This window comes from Sphingomonas sp. C3-2 (genome assembly GCF_033025475.1).
In the GTDB taxonomy this organism is placed as follows: domain Bacteria; phylum Pseudomonadota; class Alphaproteobacteria; order Sphingomonadales; family Sphingomonadaceae; genus Sphingobium_A.
The window spans coordinates 1-16,354 of sequence record NZ_CP130322.1 but is presented as its reverse complement, the minus strand read 5'-3'; the positions used below and the strand labels follow the sequence as shown (position 1 = coordinate 16,354).

General features: G+C 62.7%; 12 protein-coding genes and 1 pseudogene. 6 read left to right on the top strand and 7 right to left on the bottom strand.

The features are described from left to right. Position 1: 1 nt before the first annotated feature. Entirely contained in the window at positions 2–1,570 is a 1,569-nt protein-coding gene (locus QYC26_RS00065) for a tetratricopeptide repeat protein (RefSeq protein WP_317513375.1), read from the bottom strand. A 79-nt stretch (positions 1,571–1,649) separates the two neighbouring features. Further along, a complete protein-coding gene (locus QYC26_RS00060; protein ID WP_317513374.1) occupies positions 1,650–3,302 on the bottom strand; it encodes an electron transfer flavoprotein-ubiquinone oxidoreductase in 1,653 nt (550 codons plus the stop codon). A 157-nt stretch (positions 3,303–3,459) separates the two neighbouring features. Between QYC26_RS00060 and QYC26_RS00055 the strand changes: the two genes are divergently transcribed. The 5 genes and pseudogenes from QYC26_RS00055 (at position 3,460) to QYC26_RS00035 (ending at position 8,158) form a co-directional block, all read left to right on the top strand. Next, on the top strand, positions 3,460–4,161 hold the full coding sequence (locus QYC26_RS00055; protein WP_317513373.1) for a uracil-DNA glycosylase family protein: 702 nt from the start codon (positions 3,460–3,462) through the stop codon (positions 4,159–4,161). Beyond that, positions 4,158–5,915 (top strand): lytic transglycosylase domain-containing protein, encoded by a 1,758-nt coding sequence (locus QYC26_RS00050; protein ID WP_317513372.1) that lies wholly within the window; start codon positions 4,158–4,160, stop codon positions 5,913–5,915. Before QYC26_RS00055 ends, QYC26_RS00050 begins: the two co-directional genes overlap by 4 nt. Positions 5,916–5,973: 58 nt before the next feature. Then, positions 5,974–6,228: pseudogene (locus QYC26_RS00045) on the top strand (radical SAM protein); the annotation flags it as partial. 57 nt (positions 6,229–6,285) lie between these two features. Beyond that, positions 6,286–6,846, top strand: a complete 561-nt coding sequence (locus QYC26_RS00040) for a hypothetical protein (protein WP_317513371.1) — start codon at positions 6,286–6,288, stop codon at positions 6,844–6,846. Between the two features lie 241 nt (positions 6,847–7,087). Beyond that, on the top strand, positions 7,088–8,158 hold the full coding sequence (locus tag QYC26_RS00035; RefSeq protein WP_317515096.1) for a PA0069 family radical SAM protein: 1,071 nt from the start codon (positions 7,088–7,090) through the stop codon (positions 8,156–8,158). A gap of 9 nt (positions 8,159–8,167) precedes the next feature. Here the strand turns inward: QYC26_RS00035 and QYC26_RS00030 are convergent, their stop codons facing one another. After that, complete coding sequence (locus tag QYC26_RS00030; RefSeq protein WP_317513370.1) at positions 8,168–9,772, bottom strand: long-chain fatty acid--CoA ligase; 1,605 nt, start codon at positions 9,770–9,772, stop codon at positions 8,168–8,170. Positions 9,773–9,809: 37 nt separating this feature from the next. After that, positions 9,810–13,295 (bottom strand): DNA polymerase III subunit alpha, encoded by a 3,486-nt coding sequence (dnaE, locus tag QYC26_RS00025; protein WP_317513369.1) that lies wholly within the window; start codon positions 13,293–13,295, stop codon positions 9,810–9,812. A gap of 110 nt (positions 13,296–13,405) precedes the next feature. Here dnaE and QYC26_RS00020 point away from each other — a divergent pair, with 110 nt between their 5' ends. After that, a complete protein-coding gene (locus QYC26_RS00020; RefSeq protein WP_317513368.1) occupies positions 13,406–13,945 on the top strand; it encodes an HdeD family acid-resistance protein in 540 nt (179 codons plus the stop codon). Here QYC26_RS00020 and QYC26_RS00015 read toward each other — a convergent pair whose 3' ends face one another. Genes QYC26_RS00015 through QYC26_RS00005 form a run of 3 tightly spaced genes read right to left on the bottom strand, consistent with a single transcriptional unit; the run spans position 13,946 to position 16,354 of the window. Further along, a complete protein-coding gene (locus QYC26_RS00015; RefSeq protein WP_317513367.1) occupies positions 13,946–14,422 on the bottom strand; it encodes a glutathione peroxidase in 477 nt (158 codons plus the stop codon). Positions 14,423–14,439: 17 nt separating this feature from the next. Beyond that, positions 14,440–15,111: an ABC transporter ATP-binding protein gene (locus tag QYC26_RS00010; protein ID WP_317513366.1), complete on the bottom strand. Its 672-nt coding sequence runs from the start codon at positions 15,109–15,111 to the stop codon at positions 14,440–14,442. After that, positions 15,104–16,354 (bottom strand): lipoprotein-releasing ABC transporter permease subunit, encoded by a 1,251-nt coding sequence (locus QYC26_RS00005; protein WP_317513365.1) that lies wholly within the window; start codon positions 16,352–16,354, stop codon positions 15,104–15,106. Before QYC26_RS00005 ends, QYC26_RS00010 begins: the two co-directional genes overlap by 8 nt.

Sequence of the window (16,354 nt, the reverse complement as noted above, 5' to 3'; positions counted from 1 at the left end):
GTCAGGGCGAAATGGTTTCCGGGGTGAGGCCGAAATCGATCTTGGCACGAAGCCGCACCGCCGCCTTTTCATCGGCATGGATGAGCGCGGCATTCCAGGCATAACGCGCCTCGATCCGGCGCCCCGCTGTCCAATAGGCATCGCCCAGATGCTCGTTGATCGTCGGCTCACCCGGTTCATCGCGCACGGCGCGCTCAAGCGTGATGATCGCTTCGGGCACCTTGCCGCGCACGAAATAGGTCCAGCCCAGCGAATCGGTGATAGCGCTGTCCTTAGGGCGCAGCTCACTGGCCTTGCGTATGAGCCGTTCGGCCTCATCGAGATTTTCGCGGCGTTCGAGCTGCGAATAGCCGAGATAGTTCAAGGCGATCGCCTGATCGGGGGCCAGTGCTACCGCCTTGGCAAGCGCATCGCGGGCCGCCGGCCACTGCCCCGCATCATGCTGCGCGCTGCCCTTGAACAGCCAGTACGACCAGGGCGCCCCGCCTTCGTCGCGTTCGGCAAGCGCGATGGCGCGGTCATAGACACTAACGGCGTCCAACGGGCGCTTCATCGCCATGTAGATCTCACCGAGCCGGATGAAATCCTGTGCCCGGGCATTGGGCGATTGCGCCAGCCCCTGCGCAATTGCGAGCGCGTCGGCGGGACGATCGGCATCGACGAGAAGCCGCGCGCGACCATCGAGCGCGTCGGCCGCCCAGGGCCCTTTTTTGTTGATGGTCGCAAGCAGCATGATCCCGCCTTCGGGATTGCCCTGCGCGGCCATCATGGCGCCGGTGAGAAGCCGGATGCCGTCATTTTGCGGATCAAGGAGCAGCGCCGAACGCGCCAGCGCCAGCGCAACGGGCGTGGGCTGTTGCCGACCGATATCGCTGGCGAGCCGCGCAAGCAGGGTCGCCGCGCCCTTTTGTGCGCTATCGATGGCGCCGGGCACCTTGCGCCCCTTGGCAACGAGCGCCGCCACCGCGCGGATCGACGCATCGTTCGAAACGAGCAGCGCATTGGCGAGATCGCGCCGGCGCAGCGCGCTCAACCGCCCCGCTGAGCCGATCCGAATGACATTGCCGGCAATGCCCGTGGCGCCCGAATTCAGTGCGAGTAGCGTGGAATAGCCTTCGTCTGCGCGGCCTTCGGCGAGAAGCATCAGCGCGCGCTGTTCACCCGCATAGACACCGGTGAGCGCGCTTTGCGTGGGACGATCCAAAATGGCGGAGCCGTTTCCGGATTGCCCGAATTCGGCCCAGGCGCGCAGGATGGGCGCGAGAAACGAGAAATTATTCTGCCCTTCGATGCGCGTGATCGTCGCATCAAGACCCGCCCAATCCTGCCGGGAAAGGGCATCGGCATAGAGCAGCACAAGGCCATCGGGCGGCAGTTGCTGGGCCTGATCGAGCGCGTGCGCGGCCCGAACGGCGAGCACCATGTCTCCCGCCCCGATGCCGCCGCGATAGGCGCGCAGCGCCATCGCCGGATCGCCTGCATTATCGGCAAGCAAAACCGAATAGCTGGCAACCGCCAGATCGGGGCGCCCGGCGGAATCCGCCAGACGCGCCCGTACATATTCCGCCATCTCCACGGCATCGGGCCGATTGGCCGATGCCGGGAGGGGAAGTGCCAGCGCGGCAAAAAGCGCCGCTGCCGTCAGGCGATTACATATTGGGATAGTTCGGCCCCCCGCCACCTTCGGGAACCACCCAGTTGATGTTCTGGGAGGGATCCTTGATGTCGCACGTCTTGCAGTGGACGCAGTTCTGCGCGTTGATCTGGAACCGCGGATTTCCTTCGTCCTGACCAACGACTTCGTACACGCCCGCCGGGCAGTAACGCTGCGCGGGTTCGTCGAACACGGGCAGATTGTAGTTGATCGGAACGTCGGGATCCTTGAGCGTCAGGTGGCAGGGCTGATCTTCCTCATGGTTGGTGTTCGAGAGGAACACCGACGAGAGGCGATCGAAGCTGATGACGCCATCGGGCTTGGGATAGTCGATCTTCTGGCACTGGTCCGCACGCCACAGCTTGCTGTGATCGGGCTTGTGGCCGAAGGTGAACGGCAGGCCGAGGCCGAGTTGGCGCATCCACATGTCGGCGCCGGCGATGATCGTGCCAAAGGTGCCGCCGAACTTGGCGACGGCGGGCTCGACGTTGCGGACCTTCTTGAGTTCCTTGGCTACCCAGCTGCTGTTGAGCGCATCGGGATATGCGGTGATCTCGTCGGCCTCACGGCCGCCTGCGATCGCCTCGAAAGCGGCTTCGGCGGCGAGCATGCCCGACTTCATCGCGGTATGGCTGCCCTTGATGCGCGGCACGTTCACGAAACCGGCCGAACAGCCGATCAGCGCGCCACCCGGGAAGGTGAGCTTGGGCACCGACTGCCAGCCACCCTCGTTGATCGCACGCGCGCCATAGGACACGCGCTTGCCGCCTTCCAAAATCTTGCGGATTTCCGGATGCGTCTTCCAACGCTGGAATTCCATGAAGGGCGACATATGCGGGTTCTTGTAGCTGAGCGCGACAACGAAACCGAGCGCGACCTGGCCGTTCGCCTGATGATAGAGGAAGCCGCCGCCCCATGCATCGTCAAGCGGCCAGCCCTGGCTGTGAATGACGCGGCCGGGGACGTGCTTGGCGGGATCGATATCCCACAGTTCCTTGAGGCCGATGCCGTAGACCTGCGGCTGGCAATCCGCCTCCAGATCGTAGATCCGCTTCAGCTCCTTGGTCAGGTGACCGCGCACGCCTTCGGCGAAGAAGGTGTATTTTGCGTGGAGTTCAAGGCCGGGCTGATAATCGGGCTTGCGCGAACCATCGCGCGCAATGCCCATATCGCCGGTGGCGACGCCCTTTACCGAGCCATCCTCGTTGAACAGGATTTCAGCCGCAGCGAAGCCCGGAAAGATTTCAACGCCGAGCCCTTCGGCCTGTTCGGCGAGCCAGCGGCAAAGATTGCCGAGCGAACCGGTATAGGTGCCCTTGTTGTTCATGAAAGGCGGCATCATGATGTGCGGCATTTCATATTTCTTGTTCTCGGTGAGCACCCAGTGATGGTTTTCCGTCACCGGCACTTCGGCCATCGGGCAGCCCATGGTGCGCCATTCGGGCAGCAGCTCATCAAGCGCCTTGGGGTCGACGACCGCACCGGACAGGATGTGCGCGCCCACTTCCGAGCCCTTTTCGAGCACGCAGACAGAGAGTTCGCTGCCCTGCTCATTTGCCAGCTGTTTCAGCCGGATCGCCGCTGCGAGGCCAGCAGGCCCCGCGCCGACAATCACGACGTCATAGGGCATCGATTCCCGTTCACTCATTCCGCTTCCCTCCATGCAGGGCGCCATGCATCCTGTCATCGCACCCGTACAACGCTTTGTCACAATAGCCCGTGCAATTAGATTGACCCCGCCGTCAACCTCTGACTCTAGTGTTTTGATGGAAGCGGGGGCTGAGATCATGAATACGGCGAGTGCGTTGAGCGTACTTGACTGGTGGCAGGAAGCCGGTGTCGACGTGATGATCGACGAGGTGCCAAGGAACTGGCTGGCGGAACGCAGCCGGCCGGTCGCGCGTGCCGTAGCGGCAGTTCCCGCGCCGCAGGTGCCTGCGGCCAGAACCGCCATGCCAGAGACGATCGAAGCATTTCGGAACTGGCTGGCAAGCCACGGCGCGCTGCCCGACGATTCGCCTGTTGACCGCCGCGTGCTGCCGGAAGGCACCGCGGGTGCAACGGTGATGATCCTTGTCGATATGCCCGAAGCGGCCGACGCCGAGGCGGAACGCCTGCTCTCCGACGAAACGGGGCAATTGCTGGATCGCATGCTGGCCGCCGTGGGGCAGGATCGCGGAACCGCCTATCTGGGATCGATCGCGCTGGCGCGGCCCGCCGGTGGCCGGATCGATCCGGCACACCACAAGGCGCTGGGCCGATTGGCCCGCCGCCATGCCGCGCTGGTTCACCCGCGCCGGCTTTTGCTCATGGGGCAGGCGACGTGCCAGGCGGTGCTGGGCATGGACCTTCCCGCCGCACGCGGGCAAACGCACATCATCAACGACAATGGGGTTGAAATCGAAGCGGTTGCGACGTTCGCGCCGCGCTTCCTGATCCAGAACCCGGCGCGCAAGGCCGATGCCTGGAAGGATCTGAGATTGTTGACCAAGGGACTGGAACATTGAAGCTTAAGTTTTTCCTGGCGGGCGCGATGCTCGCGATCGTCGCGCAGCCGGTGATCGCGAACGAAACGCTGGCCAGTGTCAAAAAATCGGATCGCGAAGATTTGCCGCGCCAGCTCTCGGCTTCGGAGCGCGAGGAATATCGCGCGATCTTTGCGGCGATTCGTACCCAGCAATGGGCCGATGCCGCCATGCGGATCGACGCGCTGAAGGACGATCTGCTGGCCCCCTATGCCCGGGCCGAGCTGTTCCTGGCCAAGGGCTCACCCAAGGTGGAGCTTGATCCGCTGGTATCGCTGATCAACGCGGCACCCGACATGCCCCGCGCCGCGCAGCTTACCCGCCTGGCGACGACGCGCGGGGGCACCTCCCTGCCCTCCATCCCCGAGACGCAGAAGATGGTGTGGCTCGGCGGCAAGCCCGTGCGTGCGCGCGCTTCGGCGACCAAGGGCGATCCGATTGCCGACGCGCTGAGCGCCAAGATTCTGCCGCTCATCAAGATCGACGATCCGGCGAGCGCCGAGAAATTGATCTCCGAAGTCGAAGGCCAGCTGACCCCCGAGGCGCTTACCGAATGGCAGCAGCGCGTGGCCTGGTCTTATTATCTCACCGGGAATGATGCGGCCGCGCGCCAGCTGGCTGGAAAAGCCCGGCGCGGCCCCGGCGTCTGGGCCACCCATGCCGAATGGGTGATCGGGCTTGCCGCCTGGCGCGACCGCGATTTCCGCGAAGCCAGCACCGCGTTCCAGGCGGTCGCCGCGCGTGGGGATGACAGCGAATTTCGCGCCGCCGGCCATTTCTGGGCCGCGCGTGCCGACATGGCCGGCGGGCAACCGGCGCGCGTGCAGGAACGGCTGCGCATCGCCGCGCGCATGGACGAAACCTTTTATGGCCTGCTCGCGGCGCAGGCGCTCGGCCTCGCGCCCAGGAACGACACCGGGCCGGACATGCTTTCGGCCGACTGGAAGCGCCTGTCCAAGCTCAATAATGTGCGGGCGGCGATCGCCTTCAACGAGATTGGCGAATATCGGCTGGCGGATGAAACGCTGCGCCATCAGGCGCGGATCGGCGGGCGCGGCGATCATGCCGCGATGGTATCGCTCGCCGCGCGGCTGAACCTGCCCGAAACGCAGATCTGGCTTTCGCACAACGGCCCATCCGGCGCCAATCCATCGGCCAATGCGCGCTACCCCGCGCCCGACTGGGTGCCCGATGGCGGCTGGCGCGTCGACAAGTCGCTGGTGTTCGCGCACGCACTGCAGGAATCGAACTTCCGCCGCGACGTGGTGAGCCCGGCTGGGGCTTACGGTTTGATGCAGGTGATGCCGGCCGCCGCGCGCCATATGGCGCGGGATCGGGGCGGTGATCCGTCGCGCGAGGCGCTGACCAATCCTTCCACCAACATGGAATTCGGCCAGCGCTACATGGAATATCTGCGCGATTTCCAGGGAACGCAGGGGCTGCTGCCCAAGGTGATCGCGGCCTATAATGCCGGCCCCGCGCCCGTGCGCGACTGGAACGCCCGCAACATCGATGGCGGCGATCCGCTGCTCTACATCGAATCGCTGCCCTATTGGGAAACGCGCGGATATGTGACCATCGTCCTGCGCAACTATTGGATGTACCAGCGCAATGCCGGTGATCCGTCGTCGAGCCTGGCGGCGCTGGCGCAGGGCATGTGGCCGCGCTTCCCGGGGCTGCGCGGCGCAACCGCCGTTCGCATCGACCCGCGGACCCGGGCACTGACCGCAGACTGAGCGCGCGCCTCACACATTTGTTCTTGATATGTTCCACAATGTCGGGCACCATCTTCGGATGGATGCCCGACGTCGCCCTGCCCGCGGCGCTACGCTCAACCGGCTGAGCGACCGCTTCAACCTTCCCGGACGCGAGCTGGACGGCGACTGGCGCGATGAGCAGGCGCAGATCGACGGCGAGACGCCCCCAGCGCGGACGACAGTGACCATCGAGCATCCACGCACGATCATCACACGCAACTACTCACCCGATATTTTCTTCGACCGTTCGATCAATCCCTATCGCGGGTGCGAGCATCCCAGTAACAGATGTGTAAACCCGCAAAGGCGCCGAAAATCTGGGATTGCAAGCCGTTTCTAGCAAGTGAAAATGTGGTTTGAGATCACGGTCGAGGATTTGCGAATGCGTTCCGTTCAAGAGCAAGGCGTCATTTGGGACTATTACAAACCACGCCATACCCACGCATGGAACATGCTCGTTCTTTCATGGCGCGAGCTGGATCAGATCGCAGACACAGCAGACGAAATGGCTCGCGGATTTGAGGTGGAGTATCACTGGGAAAACTTCATCATCCGTCTCTGGCTGTATCGCACCACCGTTAGAACGCTGAGGAAACTTAGCCCAGTAGAAAGTGCTACTGATCATGCCGTGGCCAAGTTTGATAACACTTTTCAAATAAACGGTCACAATGGCCTCAAGGCATTGCGCGATATGATTGAACACTTTGATGATTATGCTGCTGGCGTTGGTCGTGGACCAGCTACACGAGAAGGCGACCTCGATCCTTTTAGGCACTTCACAAAGGTCGTCTATCAACGTGGTCAGTTCAGCCTTGAGCGTACCACGGCTTACAAGGCAGCAATCCAACTACGCGAAGATGTAACTGACCTGAGCAAACGGTTCATAGATTGGTTTCACGCAAACAAATGAATGGCATCGATAGATAAATATCCTGACATATGAGTGTGGAGTTCAGAGCGAACTGGCGGCGTGCAGCCGCAGATAGGTAAAGAAACCTGAGTGTGATTCTATATGGGATGCGAAGCCCATTGCACTCACAAACCAGCCGCTGATTTTTTCATCGCTGTCCATGGCTGTATCTATTGCTCGGAATCGAAGAGCGCCCATCGAACGGCTTGCGATTTCGTTCACTTTATGTTCTAGTGACGCAATGCGTAAGGAACGTGGACGAGGCGCAACAAACAATCGGGCCTGCACCAGATTTAACACTCTACATCAAGAGGTTGATGGAGATTGGGTCGACGAAAGAGAGTTGGTCGATGGTGAAATCCCGCGATTGAGGACGACCGTAACCGTCCTTCACCCGCGCACAATCATCACGCGAAACAACTCTCCAGACATTCCGTTTACCCTGTCTATTAACCCTTTTTCGGGTTGTGAGCATGGCTGCATCTACTGCTTTGCGCGGCCGAGCCATGCCTATCACGACCTGTCGCCCGGCATCGATTTCGAGACGCGGCTCTTTGCCAAGCCCGGTGCAGCCGCGCTGCTGCGCAAGGAATTGTCGAAGCCCAGCTATACCGTCGCGCCGATCGCGATGGGGACCAATACCGACCCGTATCAGCCGATCGAACGCGACTGGCACATCATGCGCGATTGCGTGGCTATATTGGCTGAAACGCAGCACCCCTTGCTGATCACCACCAAATCCGACCGGATCGTGCGTGATATCGACCTGCTGGCGCCGATGGCGGCAAAGGGGCTTGTTTCGGTGATGGTTTCGATCACCTCGCTCGATCCGCATATCGCGATGACGCTGGAGCCGCGCGCGCCCGCGCCGCGCCGCCGGCTTGCGGCGGTGAAGGCGCTGAGCGAGGCGGGCATTCCCGTCGTCATGTCGATTTCACCGGTGATACCCGCGATCACCGACCATGAGATCGAGGCGCTGATCGAAGCGGGAGCCGAAGCCGGCGCATCCCACGCATCGTTCATCCCGCTGCGGCTGCCGCACGAGGTGGCGCCGCTGTTTGGCGCCTGGCTCGACGCGCATTATCCCGACCGCGCGGACAAGGTGATGGCGATCGTCCGTTCGCTGCGCGGGGGGCGTGACAATGATCCAAATTTTTACGGGCGGATGCGCGGTAGCGGCCCATGGGCGGAACTGATCCGCGCGCGCTTCAGGATCGCCTGTCGCAAGAACGGCCTCAACCGGGAACCGATGAGGCCGCTCCGCTGCGATCTTTTCAAGGCCCCCGCCGGAGACCAGTTCAACCTGTTCTGATCCGTCCCGTCACGCCGCCTTGGCGGTGGGCAGGACATGATCGGCATATTGCGCCCGGAGTGCGGTTTTCAGCAGTTTGCCCGTTGCGGTGTGCGGCAGGCTATCGACGAACAGAATCTCGTCAGGAAGCCACCATTTGGCCACCTTGTCTGACAGGAAGGCATGGATATCGGCCGCCGAAGGGTCTGCCCCGGCCTTGCGGACGACGAGGAGCAGCGGGCGTTCGTCCCATTTGGGGTGATGGACGCCGATCGCCGCGGCTTCGGCAATGTCGGGGTGGCCGACCGCAGCGTTTTCCAGTTCGACCGAACTGATCCATTCGCCGCCCGACTTGATGACGTCCTTTGACCGGTCGGTGATCTGCATCGTGCCGCATGGGTGGAGGACCGCCACGTCGCCCGTATCGAACCAGTTCTCCGCATCGATGCAATCGCCGGCTTCATCCTGGAAATAGCGCCGGAGCACCCAGGGGCCGCGCACCTGCAGACGGCCCGATGAGGTGCCGTCGCGCGGCAGCACATTGCCGTCGCCGTCCACCACGCGCAGTTCGACGCCGAAGGGAACCCGGCCCTGTTTCGACACCTGATCCACCTGTTCATCGAAGCTGAGCTCATCCCAGTTCCAGGTGGGCGCGCCCATGGTGCCGATGGGGGAGGTTTCGGTCATCCCCCAGGCGTGGCCGACACGAATGCCCATCCCCATCAACCGCTCGATCATTGCACGGGGTGCCGCCGACCCGCCGATGGTGACGAGTTGCAGATATTCGGGCTTGAGCCCGGTCTGGTCGATATGGCTGAACATGGCGAGCCACACGGTTGGTACGCCCGCCGAATGGGTGACCTTTTCCTCGTTCATGAGGCGGCACAGCACGGCGGCATCGTTGATCGCCGAAAAGACGAATTTGGCGCCAGCAATCGCGCCCGCAAAGGGAAGCCCCCAGCCCGCTGCGTGGAACATTGGCACGATCGGCAAGGCGACCGAACGCGGTTCAAGGTTGAAGCAGGAGGGCGAAATTTCAGACACGGCGTGGATCACCGTGGACCGATGTTCGTAGAGCACACCCTTTGGATTGCCCGTGGTGCCGCTGGTATAGCAGAGCATGCAGGGTTCGCGTTCCGATCCCTCATCCCAGGCATAGTCCCCCGAGAAGGGCGAGATCAGCGCCTCGAACCCGTCGAGCCCCGGGGAATCGAAGCAGACATAATGCTCGATGGTCGTCCATTGATCGCGCAGACGATCGACAATCGGCTGAAACGCCCGGTCGTATAGCAGGACGCGGTCTTCGGCATGATTGGCGATATAGACGAGTTGTTCGTCGAACAGGCGCGGGTTGATCGTGTGGATCACGCCGCCCATGCCGATCACGCCGTACCATGCGGCCAGATGGCGGCCATGGTTCATCGCCAGCGTGCCGACACGGTCGCCCTTTTTCAACCCCAGTCGTTCAAGCGCCTGCGCAAGCTTGCGCGCATCGCGGGCAATGCCCGCCCAGTTCGTGCGCGTGGTGGTTCCGTCCGCCCAGTAGCTGACAATTTCCCGGCCACCATGTTCGCGCGCCGCATAGTCGAGCAAACGAGGCACGCGCAGCTCGAAATCCTGCATCCCGCCAAGCATCCAACTCTCCTGTTTTATTTACAGGAATGTTAGACAATCAGGAAACGAGTGCAAGCCGGGGCGTGTCGGTGGTGCGGAGCGAAACCGAGGTGACGCCGGTGACCGTTTCGATGCGCGCGGAAAGCTCGGCATCGAGCGAGAAATCCCGCCCCGCGCTGAGCCGCGCCGACGCGCCATCGGGCAGCGCGACATCGATGACCAGTTCGCCCCGTCCCCCTTGCGCAGAGGCAAGCAGTTGCGCGAGCGTGCGGATCGCGGCTTCGCTGGAAACGCCGACTTCCAATGTCAGGCGCGTGGCGCCAGCCAGTTGCTCGAAACGCTGGATGCGCTTGATCGTGACGCGCGGGGCATCTTCGCCCGGGCGGCGATCAAGCTCGACCGTGAAGAGCACGCAGCCGCCTTCGCGCGCGATTTCCTCAAGCTCCTTGCCGAGATCTTCCTCGAAACAGGTGGCGATATACTGGCCGGACGCATCGGAGCAGGTGGCCATCATATAGCGGCGCCCCCGCGCGGAGGTGCGCCAGCGCGCGTCTTCGACAAGGCCCGCCATCGTCGCCATGGTGCGGCTGGCCTCTGCCCCGCCGGGCTGCGCGCAGAGCGCGGCATAGCTGCGGGCGCCGTGCCCGTCGGCGATGTGGCGGAAGCGATCGATCGGATGCGCCGAGAAGTAGAAGCCGTAAGCGTCCTTTTCCTCGGCCATACGCTCGGCAAGCGACCAGTGCGCATCCTGCGGCACCTTGATCGTCGTGGTCTTGGCTTCGAAATCGCCGAAAAGACCGCCCTGCCCGCTGGTCCGGCTCTGCTCCGCACTGGCGGCGACCGCCAGGATCGTCTCCGCCACCGCATGAACGCCCGCGCGGTTGGGTTCGAGCGCGTCGAACGCGCCGCCCGCGGCCAGGCTTTCCATCTGGCGACGGTTGATCAGCTTGGGATCGATCCGGTCGGCAAAATCGTCGAGCGACTGGAAAGGCCCGGCCTTGAGCCGTTCGTCGACGACGCCGTCCATCGCTTTTTCGCCCACGCCCTTGAGCGCGGCGAGCGCATAGCGCACCGACAGGCCGTCTTCGCCCTGCTCGACCGTGAACTCGGCTTCGCTGGCGTTGATGCACGGCGGCAGGCACGGGATTTCAAGGCGGCGCATATCATCGACGAAAATGCTGAGCTTGTCGGTCAGCGCCATATCGTAGCACATCGACGCCGCGAAGAATTCGGGCGCGTGATGCGCCTTCAGCCACGCCGTCTGATAGGCGAGCAGCGCATAGGCGGCGGCGTGCGACTTGTTGAAGCCGTAGCCCGCGAACTTGTCGATCAAGTCGAACAATTCGTTCGCCTTGGCGGCAGCGATATCCTTTTCGGCGCAACCTTCGACGAAGCGGGCGCGCTGGGCATCCATTTCCGCCTTGATCTTCTTACCCATTGCGCGGCGCAGAAGATCTGCTTCGCCGAGCGAATAGCCCGCGAGGATCTGCGCGGCCTGCATCACCTGTTCCTGATAGACGAAAATCCCGTAAGTTTCGTTCAGGATCGGCTCCAGCAACATGTGCGGATATTCGATCTCTTCCCGACCATTCTTACGCGCGCCGAAGGTTGGGATGTTATCCATCGGACCCGGACGGTAGAGCGAGACGAGCGCGATGATGTCGCCGAAATTGGTGGGGCGAACGGCCGCAAGCGTGCGGCGCATGCCTTCGGATTCGAGCTGGAACACGCCCACCGTATCGCCGCGCTGAAGCAGGGCATAGGTATCGACGTCATCCCAGGCGAGGCTGCTAAGATCGATCGTCACCCCGCGCTTGGCGAGGAGCTGCACCGCCTTTTGCAGAACCGAAAGCGTCTTCAGGCCCAGAAAGTCGAATTTGACGAGGCCCGCGCCCTCGACGAATTTCATGTCGAACTGGGTGACCGGCATATCCGAGCGCGGATCGCGGTAGAGCGGCACCAGTTGATCGAGCGGACGATCGCCGATCACCACACCGGCGGCGTGGGTGGAGCTGTGGCGCGGCAGGCCTTCCAGCTTCATTGCGAGATCGACGAGCCGACGGACCTCCTTGTCGGTTTCGTACTCGTGGCGGAACTCGGCCACCCCGCCCTTTTCCATCGTCCGTTCCAGCGTCCACGGATCGGTCGGATGGTTCGGCACGAGCTTGGCGAGGCGATCGACCTGACCATAGCTCATCTGCAGAACACGGCCGGTGTCCTTGAGCACGGCGCGGGCCTTGAGGCGCCCAAAGGTGATGATCTGCGCCACATGGTCGCGGCCATATTTCTGCTGGACGTAGCGGATCACCTCTTCACGCCGGGTTTCGCAGAAGTCGATATCGAAGTCGGGCATCGAGACGCGTTCCGGGTTGAGGAAGCGTTCGAAGAGCAGCCCGAGTTTCAGCGGATCGAGATCGGTGATCGTCAGCACCCAGGCGACGAGCGAACCCGCGCCCGAACCACGGCCCGGCCCCACGGGAATATCGTGATCCTTGGCCCATTTGATGAAGTCGGCAACGATCAGGAAGTAGCCGGGAAAGCCCATCTGGATGATGATGCCCAGCTCGAATTCGAGGCGATCGAAATAGGGCTGGCGCTCGGCCGGGTCGGTGATGCCAGCCACTTCCAACCGGTTTTCGAGCCCGGTAAAGGAATCCTCGCGCAGCTTCTTCGCTTCCCCCTCGCGGTCGCCCGCAAGGCTGGGCAGAATGGGCGGTCGCTTGGGCGCCATGAAAGCACAGCGCTGCGCGACGACGAGCGTGTTGGCGAGCGCTTCGGGCAGATCCTCGAAAAGCCGCTGCATTTCCTCGACCGGCTTCAGCCAGGCATCGGGCGAGCTTTTCTTGCGATCGTCGCTTTCTACATACGATGAACTCGCGATGCAGAGCATCGCATCGTGTGCGGCGTGGAAATCGGGCTCGGAAAAGCAGCACGGATTGGTGCCGACGAGCGGCAGATTGCGCGCATAGGCGAGTTCGATGAGATGCGGCTCGGCCTGCGTTTCCACATCCTCGTTCCGGCGCGCGATCTCGATATAGAGCCGATCGGGAAACAGCGCCTGAAGCTTGTCGAGATAGGCGGCGGCGTGATTGGCCTGCCCTTCGGCGAGCAGCTTCGCGAGCGCGCCTTCGCCGCCCGCAGTGAGCGCGATCAGACCGTCGGTACGCCCCTGCAACGCCGAGAGTTCGACATGCGCCTGTTCCTCGACCGGGCGATCGAGATGCGCCGCCGATACCAGCGCGCAGAGATTGTCATAGCCCGCTTCGTCCTGCGCATAGAGCGCGAGCCAATCGAAGCAGCGTTCCGCGCCGTCGACCGAGGGACGCGCCACGCACAGCATGGTGCCGATAACGGGTTGCACGCCCGAGCCCTTGCACCCGTCCGAAAAGGCCATGACGCCGTACATGCCGTTGCGATCGGTGATCGCGGCGGCAGGAAAGCCAAGGTCGCGGGCGCGCGAGGCGATCTTCTTCGGCTCGATTGCGCCATCGAGCATGGTGAAGGACGAAAAGATACGAAGGGGTACATAAGCGGCGTGAGACATCGATTCACGCTAGGCTTTCCGCCGCGATTTGAAAAGCGTGGATCACCGCCGGAACGCCTTTACCCGTCTTTCGTTTAGACATCGAAACGAGACATTGCGAAGGGGCAGAGATGATGGATGATGCATCACAAGCAGCGCCAGATCCGTTCAAGCGCGGGCGCAAATGGCTGATCGCTTATGGCGTGATTTCGCTTGTTCTGGGCATATTGGCATTTGTCTGGCCGTTTCCGGCGACGATTGCGGTTACCGTCTATGTCGGGGTGGCGCTGATCATTTCGGGGGTTGCCGCCATCGCTTCGGGCATTGGCGGAACCGGGCACGAATCGCGCTGGTACGACATATTGTTCGGGCTGCTGACGCTGATCGTGGGCGTGATGATGATCGCACGGCCCATGTCAGGGGCGATTTCGATTACCCTGCTCGTCGCCATCTGGCTGGGTGTGCGCGGCGCGCTCGAGATTTATTGGGGCATCCGCTTTCCGCGGCACCGCTGGATCATGATCGGCATGGGTGTGCTCAACATCCTGCTCGACATATTGATCCTGATGACCATCCCCTTCACCGCGATGACGCTGCCCGGTTACATCCTCGGCATCAGTTTCGTGATGAGCGGGGTCGCGGCGCTGATGATCGCGCGCCGCGTAACCTGATCAGAGCAGCCGCGCGATCGCGGCCTCGATCGCCTCGGGCTTTGTTGTCGGCGCAAAGCGTTCGACCACATTGCCCGAGCGATCGACGAGGAACTTGGTGAAGTTCCACTTGATCCGGCCGGTGCCGAAAATGCCGGTGCGCGCGCGCTTCAGATAAGCGTAAAGTGGATCGGTGCCCGGGCCGTTGACCTCAACCTTCGCGAAGAGCGGGAAGGTGACGTCATAGTTCAGGCTGCAGAAACTGGCGATTTCAGCGGCATCGCCCGGTTCCTGCGCACCGAACTGGTTGCAGGGGAAGGCCAGAATCTCGAAGCCCTGACCCTGATATTTGCGGTAAAGCGCCTCGAGCCCGGTATATTGCGGCGTGAAGCCGCAGCGCGACGCGACGTTGACGATGAGCAGAACCTTACCGGCATATTCGGCCAGGTGGCGGCTTTCCCCGCCGGGCATGTTTACGGCAAAATCGGTAACGCGCATGGGATCCCCCTTCCCAGTTATTCGAGCACCCCGTCGTGCAGGCGGACCACGCGGTCCATCCGCGCGGCAAGGCGCTCATTATGCGTGGCGACCAAGGCCGCCGAGCCCTCTTCTCGCACGAGCCGGAGAAATTCGCCAAGCACCACGTCGGACGTGTGCTCGTCGAGATTGCCGGTGGGTTCATCCGCGAGCACCAGCGCCGGACGGTTGGCGAGCGCGCGAGCGACGGCCACGCGCTGCTGCTCGCCGCCCGAAAGCTGGCTGGGACGGTGCGAAAGCCGATGACCAAGGCCGAGCGTTGAGAGCAATGTCTTTGCCCGGGCATGCGCGGGTTCGTTCTCCGCCCCGCGAATGAGTTGGGGCAGCACCACATTTTCCTCGGCCGTGAAATCGGGGAGAAGATGGTGGAACTGGTAGACGAAGCCGAGCGCATCGCGCCGCAGCGTGGTGCGTTCATCGGCATTCATCTTCGAGGCTTCCTGCCCGGTGATCCGGATCGAGCCTTCAAAGCCCCCCTCGAGCAGCCCGACCGCCTGAAGCAGGGTCGATTTTCCCGAGCCCGAGGGGCCGAGGAGCGCGACAATCTCCCCCGGCGCGACGCGAAGATTTACTCCGCGCAGCACATGGATGACCTCCCCACCCTGGGTGAAGTTGCGGCGAAGATCGGTCGTCGAGAGAATGTCATTCATAACGCAGAACCTGAACCGGATCAGTGCTCGCCGCCTTGAAGGCCGGATAGAGCGTGGCGAGGAAGCTGAAGACGAGTGCCATGGCGCAAATGCCCAGAACCTCGAACGGATCGGTCTTGGCGGGAAGCTCTGTCAGGAAGCGGATCGAGGGATCCCAGAGGTTTTGCCCGGTGACCAGCTGGATGAAGTTCACCACCGACTGACGGAAGAAGAGGAAGATCGCCCCCAGGATCATGCCGGCGACGATGCCGAGCGCGCCGATGGTGACCCCCACGGTGACGAAGATCTTGATGAGCCCGGCGCGGGTGGCGCCCATCGTCCGCAAAATCGCAATGTCACGGCTTTTCGCACGCACGAGCATGATGAGCGAGGAAAGGATATTGAACACCGCCACGAGGATGATGATCGACAGCACGACGAACATCGCGACGCGTTCAACCGCCAGCGCCTCGAAAAGCTGGGAGTTCATGGCCTTCCAGTCCGAGATCACGGCGCTGCCGGCGACCTTTTCGGCAAGCGGCGCGAGGATCTCGCCGACCTTGTCGGCATCGACAGTCTCGACCTCGATCATGCCGACCGCATCGCCCATCAGCAGCAATATCTGCGCATCCTGCATCGGCATGACGACAAAGGCCTTGTCGTAATCATAAACGCCGACCTCGATGATGGCGGCGACCTGATAGCTGACGATGCGCGGCACGCTGCCGAACGGCGTGGTGAGCCCCTGCGGGCTGATCAGGCTGATCTGGCTGCCGACGCGAACGCCAAGCGACTCCGCCAGACGCGCGCCGATGGCGACATTATCCGATTCCGGCTGAAGGCTGCGCAGATCGCCCTGCACGACGTTGCCCGCAATGGTCGGGTTGCCGGTGATGTCCTTGACGTCCATCCCGCGCACCAGAACGCCCTCGACGCGGCCATCGGCGCTGGCCATCAGCGGCTGCTCGATAAGCGGGGTGGCCGAGGTGACCCCCGGGGTCTTGCGCGCCTCGGCGAGCACATCGCGCCAATCGTTGAGCTTGCCGCCATAGCCCTGCACCACGGCATGACCGTTGAGCCCGACGATCTTGTCGAAAAGCTCCGCGCGAAAGCCGTTCATCACGCTCATCACGATGATCAGCGCAGCGACGCCAAGCATCACTGCAAAAAGGCTGATCCCGGCGACGAGGAAGATGAACCCTTCCCCCTTGCCCGGCAAAAGATAGCGTTTGGCAATCATCCGCTCATAGCGGGAAAGGATCAT

Coding starts and splice junctions, on each gene's coding strand:
- QYC26_RS00040 (WP_317513371.1), top strand. CDS start 6,286: ATGTGGTTTGAGATCACGGTCGAGGATTTGCGAATGCGTTCCGTTCAA.
- QYC26_RS00020 (WP_317513368.1), top strand. CDS start 13,406: ATGATGGATGATGCATCACAAGCAGCGCCAGATCCGTTCAAGCGCGGG.
- dnaE (WP_317513369.1), bottom strand. CDS start 13,295: ATGTCTCACGCCGCTTATGTACCCCTTCGTATCTTTTCGTCCTTCACC.
- QYC26_RS00010 (WP_317513366.1), bottom strand. CDS start 15,111: ATGAATGACATTCTCTCGACGACCGATCTTCGCCGCAACTTCACCCAG.
- QYC26_RS00005 (WP_317513365.1), bottom strand. CDS start 16,354: ATGATCCTTTCCCGCTATGAGCGGATGATTGCCAAACGCTATCTTTTG.
- QYC26_RS00030 (WP_317513370.1), bottom strand. CDS start 9,772: ATGCTTGGCGGGATGCAGGATTTCGAGCTGCGCGTGCCTCGTTTGCTC.
- QYC26_RS00015 (WP_317513367.1), bottom strand. CDS start 14,422: ATGCGCGTTACCGATTTTGCCGTAAACATGCCCGGCGGGGAAAGCCGC.
- QYC26_RS00035 (WP_317515096.1), top strand. CDS start 7,088: ATGCGTAAGGAACGTGGACGAGGCGCAACAAACAATCGGGCCTGCACC.
- QYC26_RS00060 (WP_317513374.1), bottom strand. CDS start 3,302: ATGAGTGAACGGGAATCGATGCCCTATGACGTCGTGATTGTCGGCGCG.
- QYC26_RS00065 (WP_317513375.1), bottom strand. CDS start 1,570: ATGGCGGAATATGTACGGGCGCGTCTGGCGGATTCCGCCGGGCGCCCC.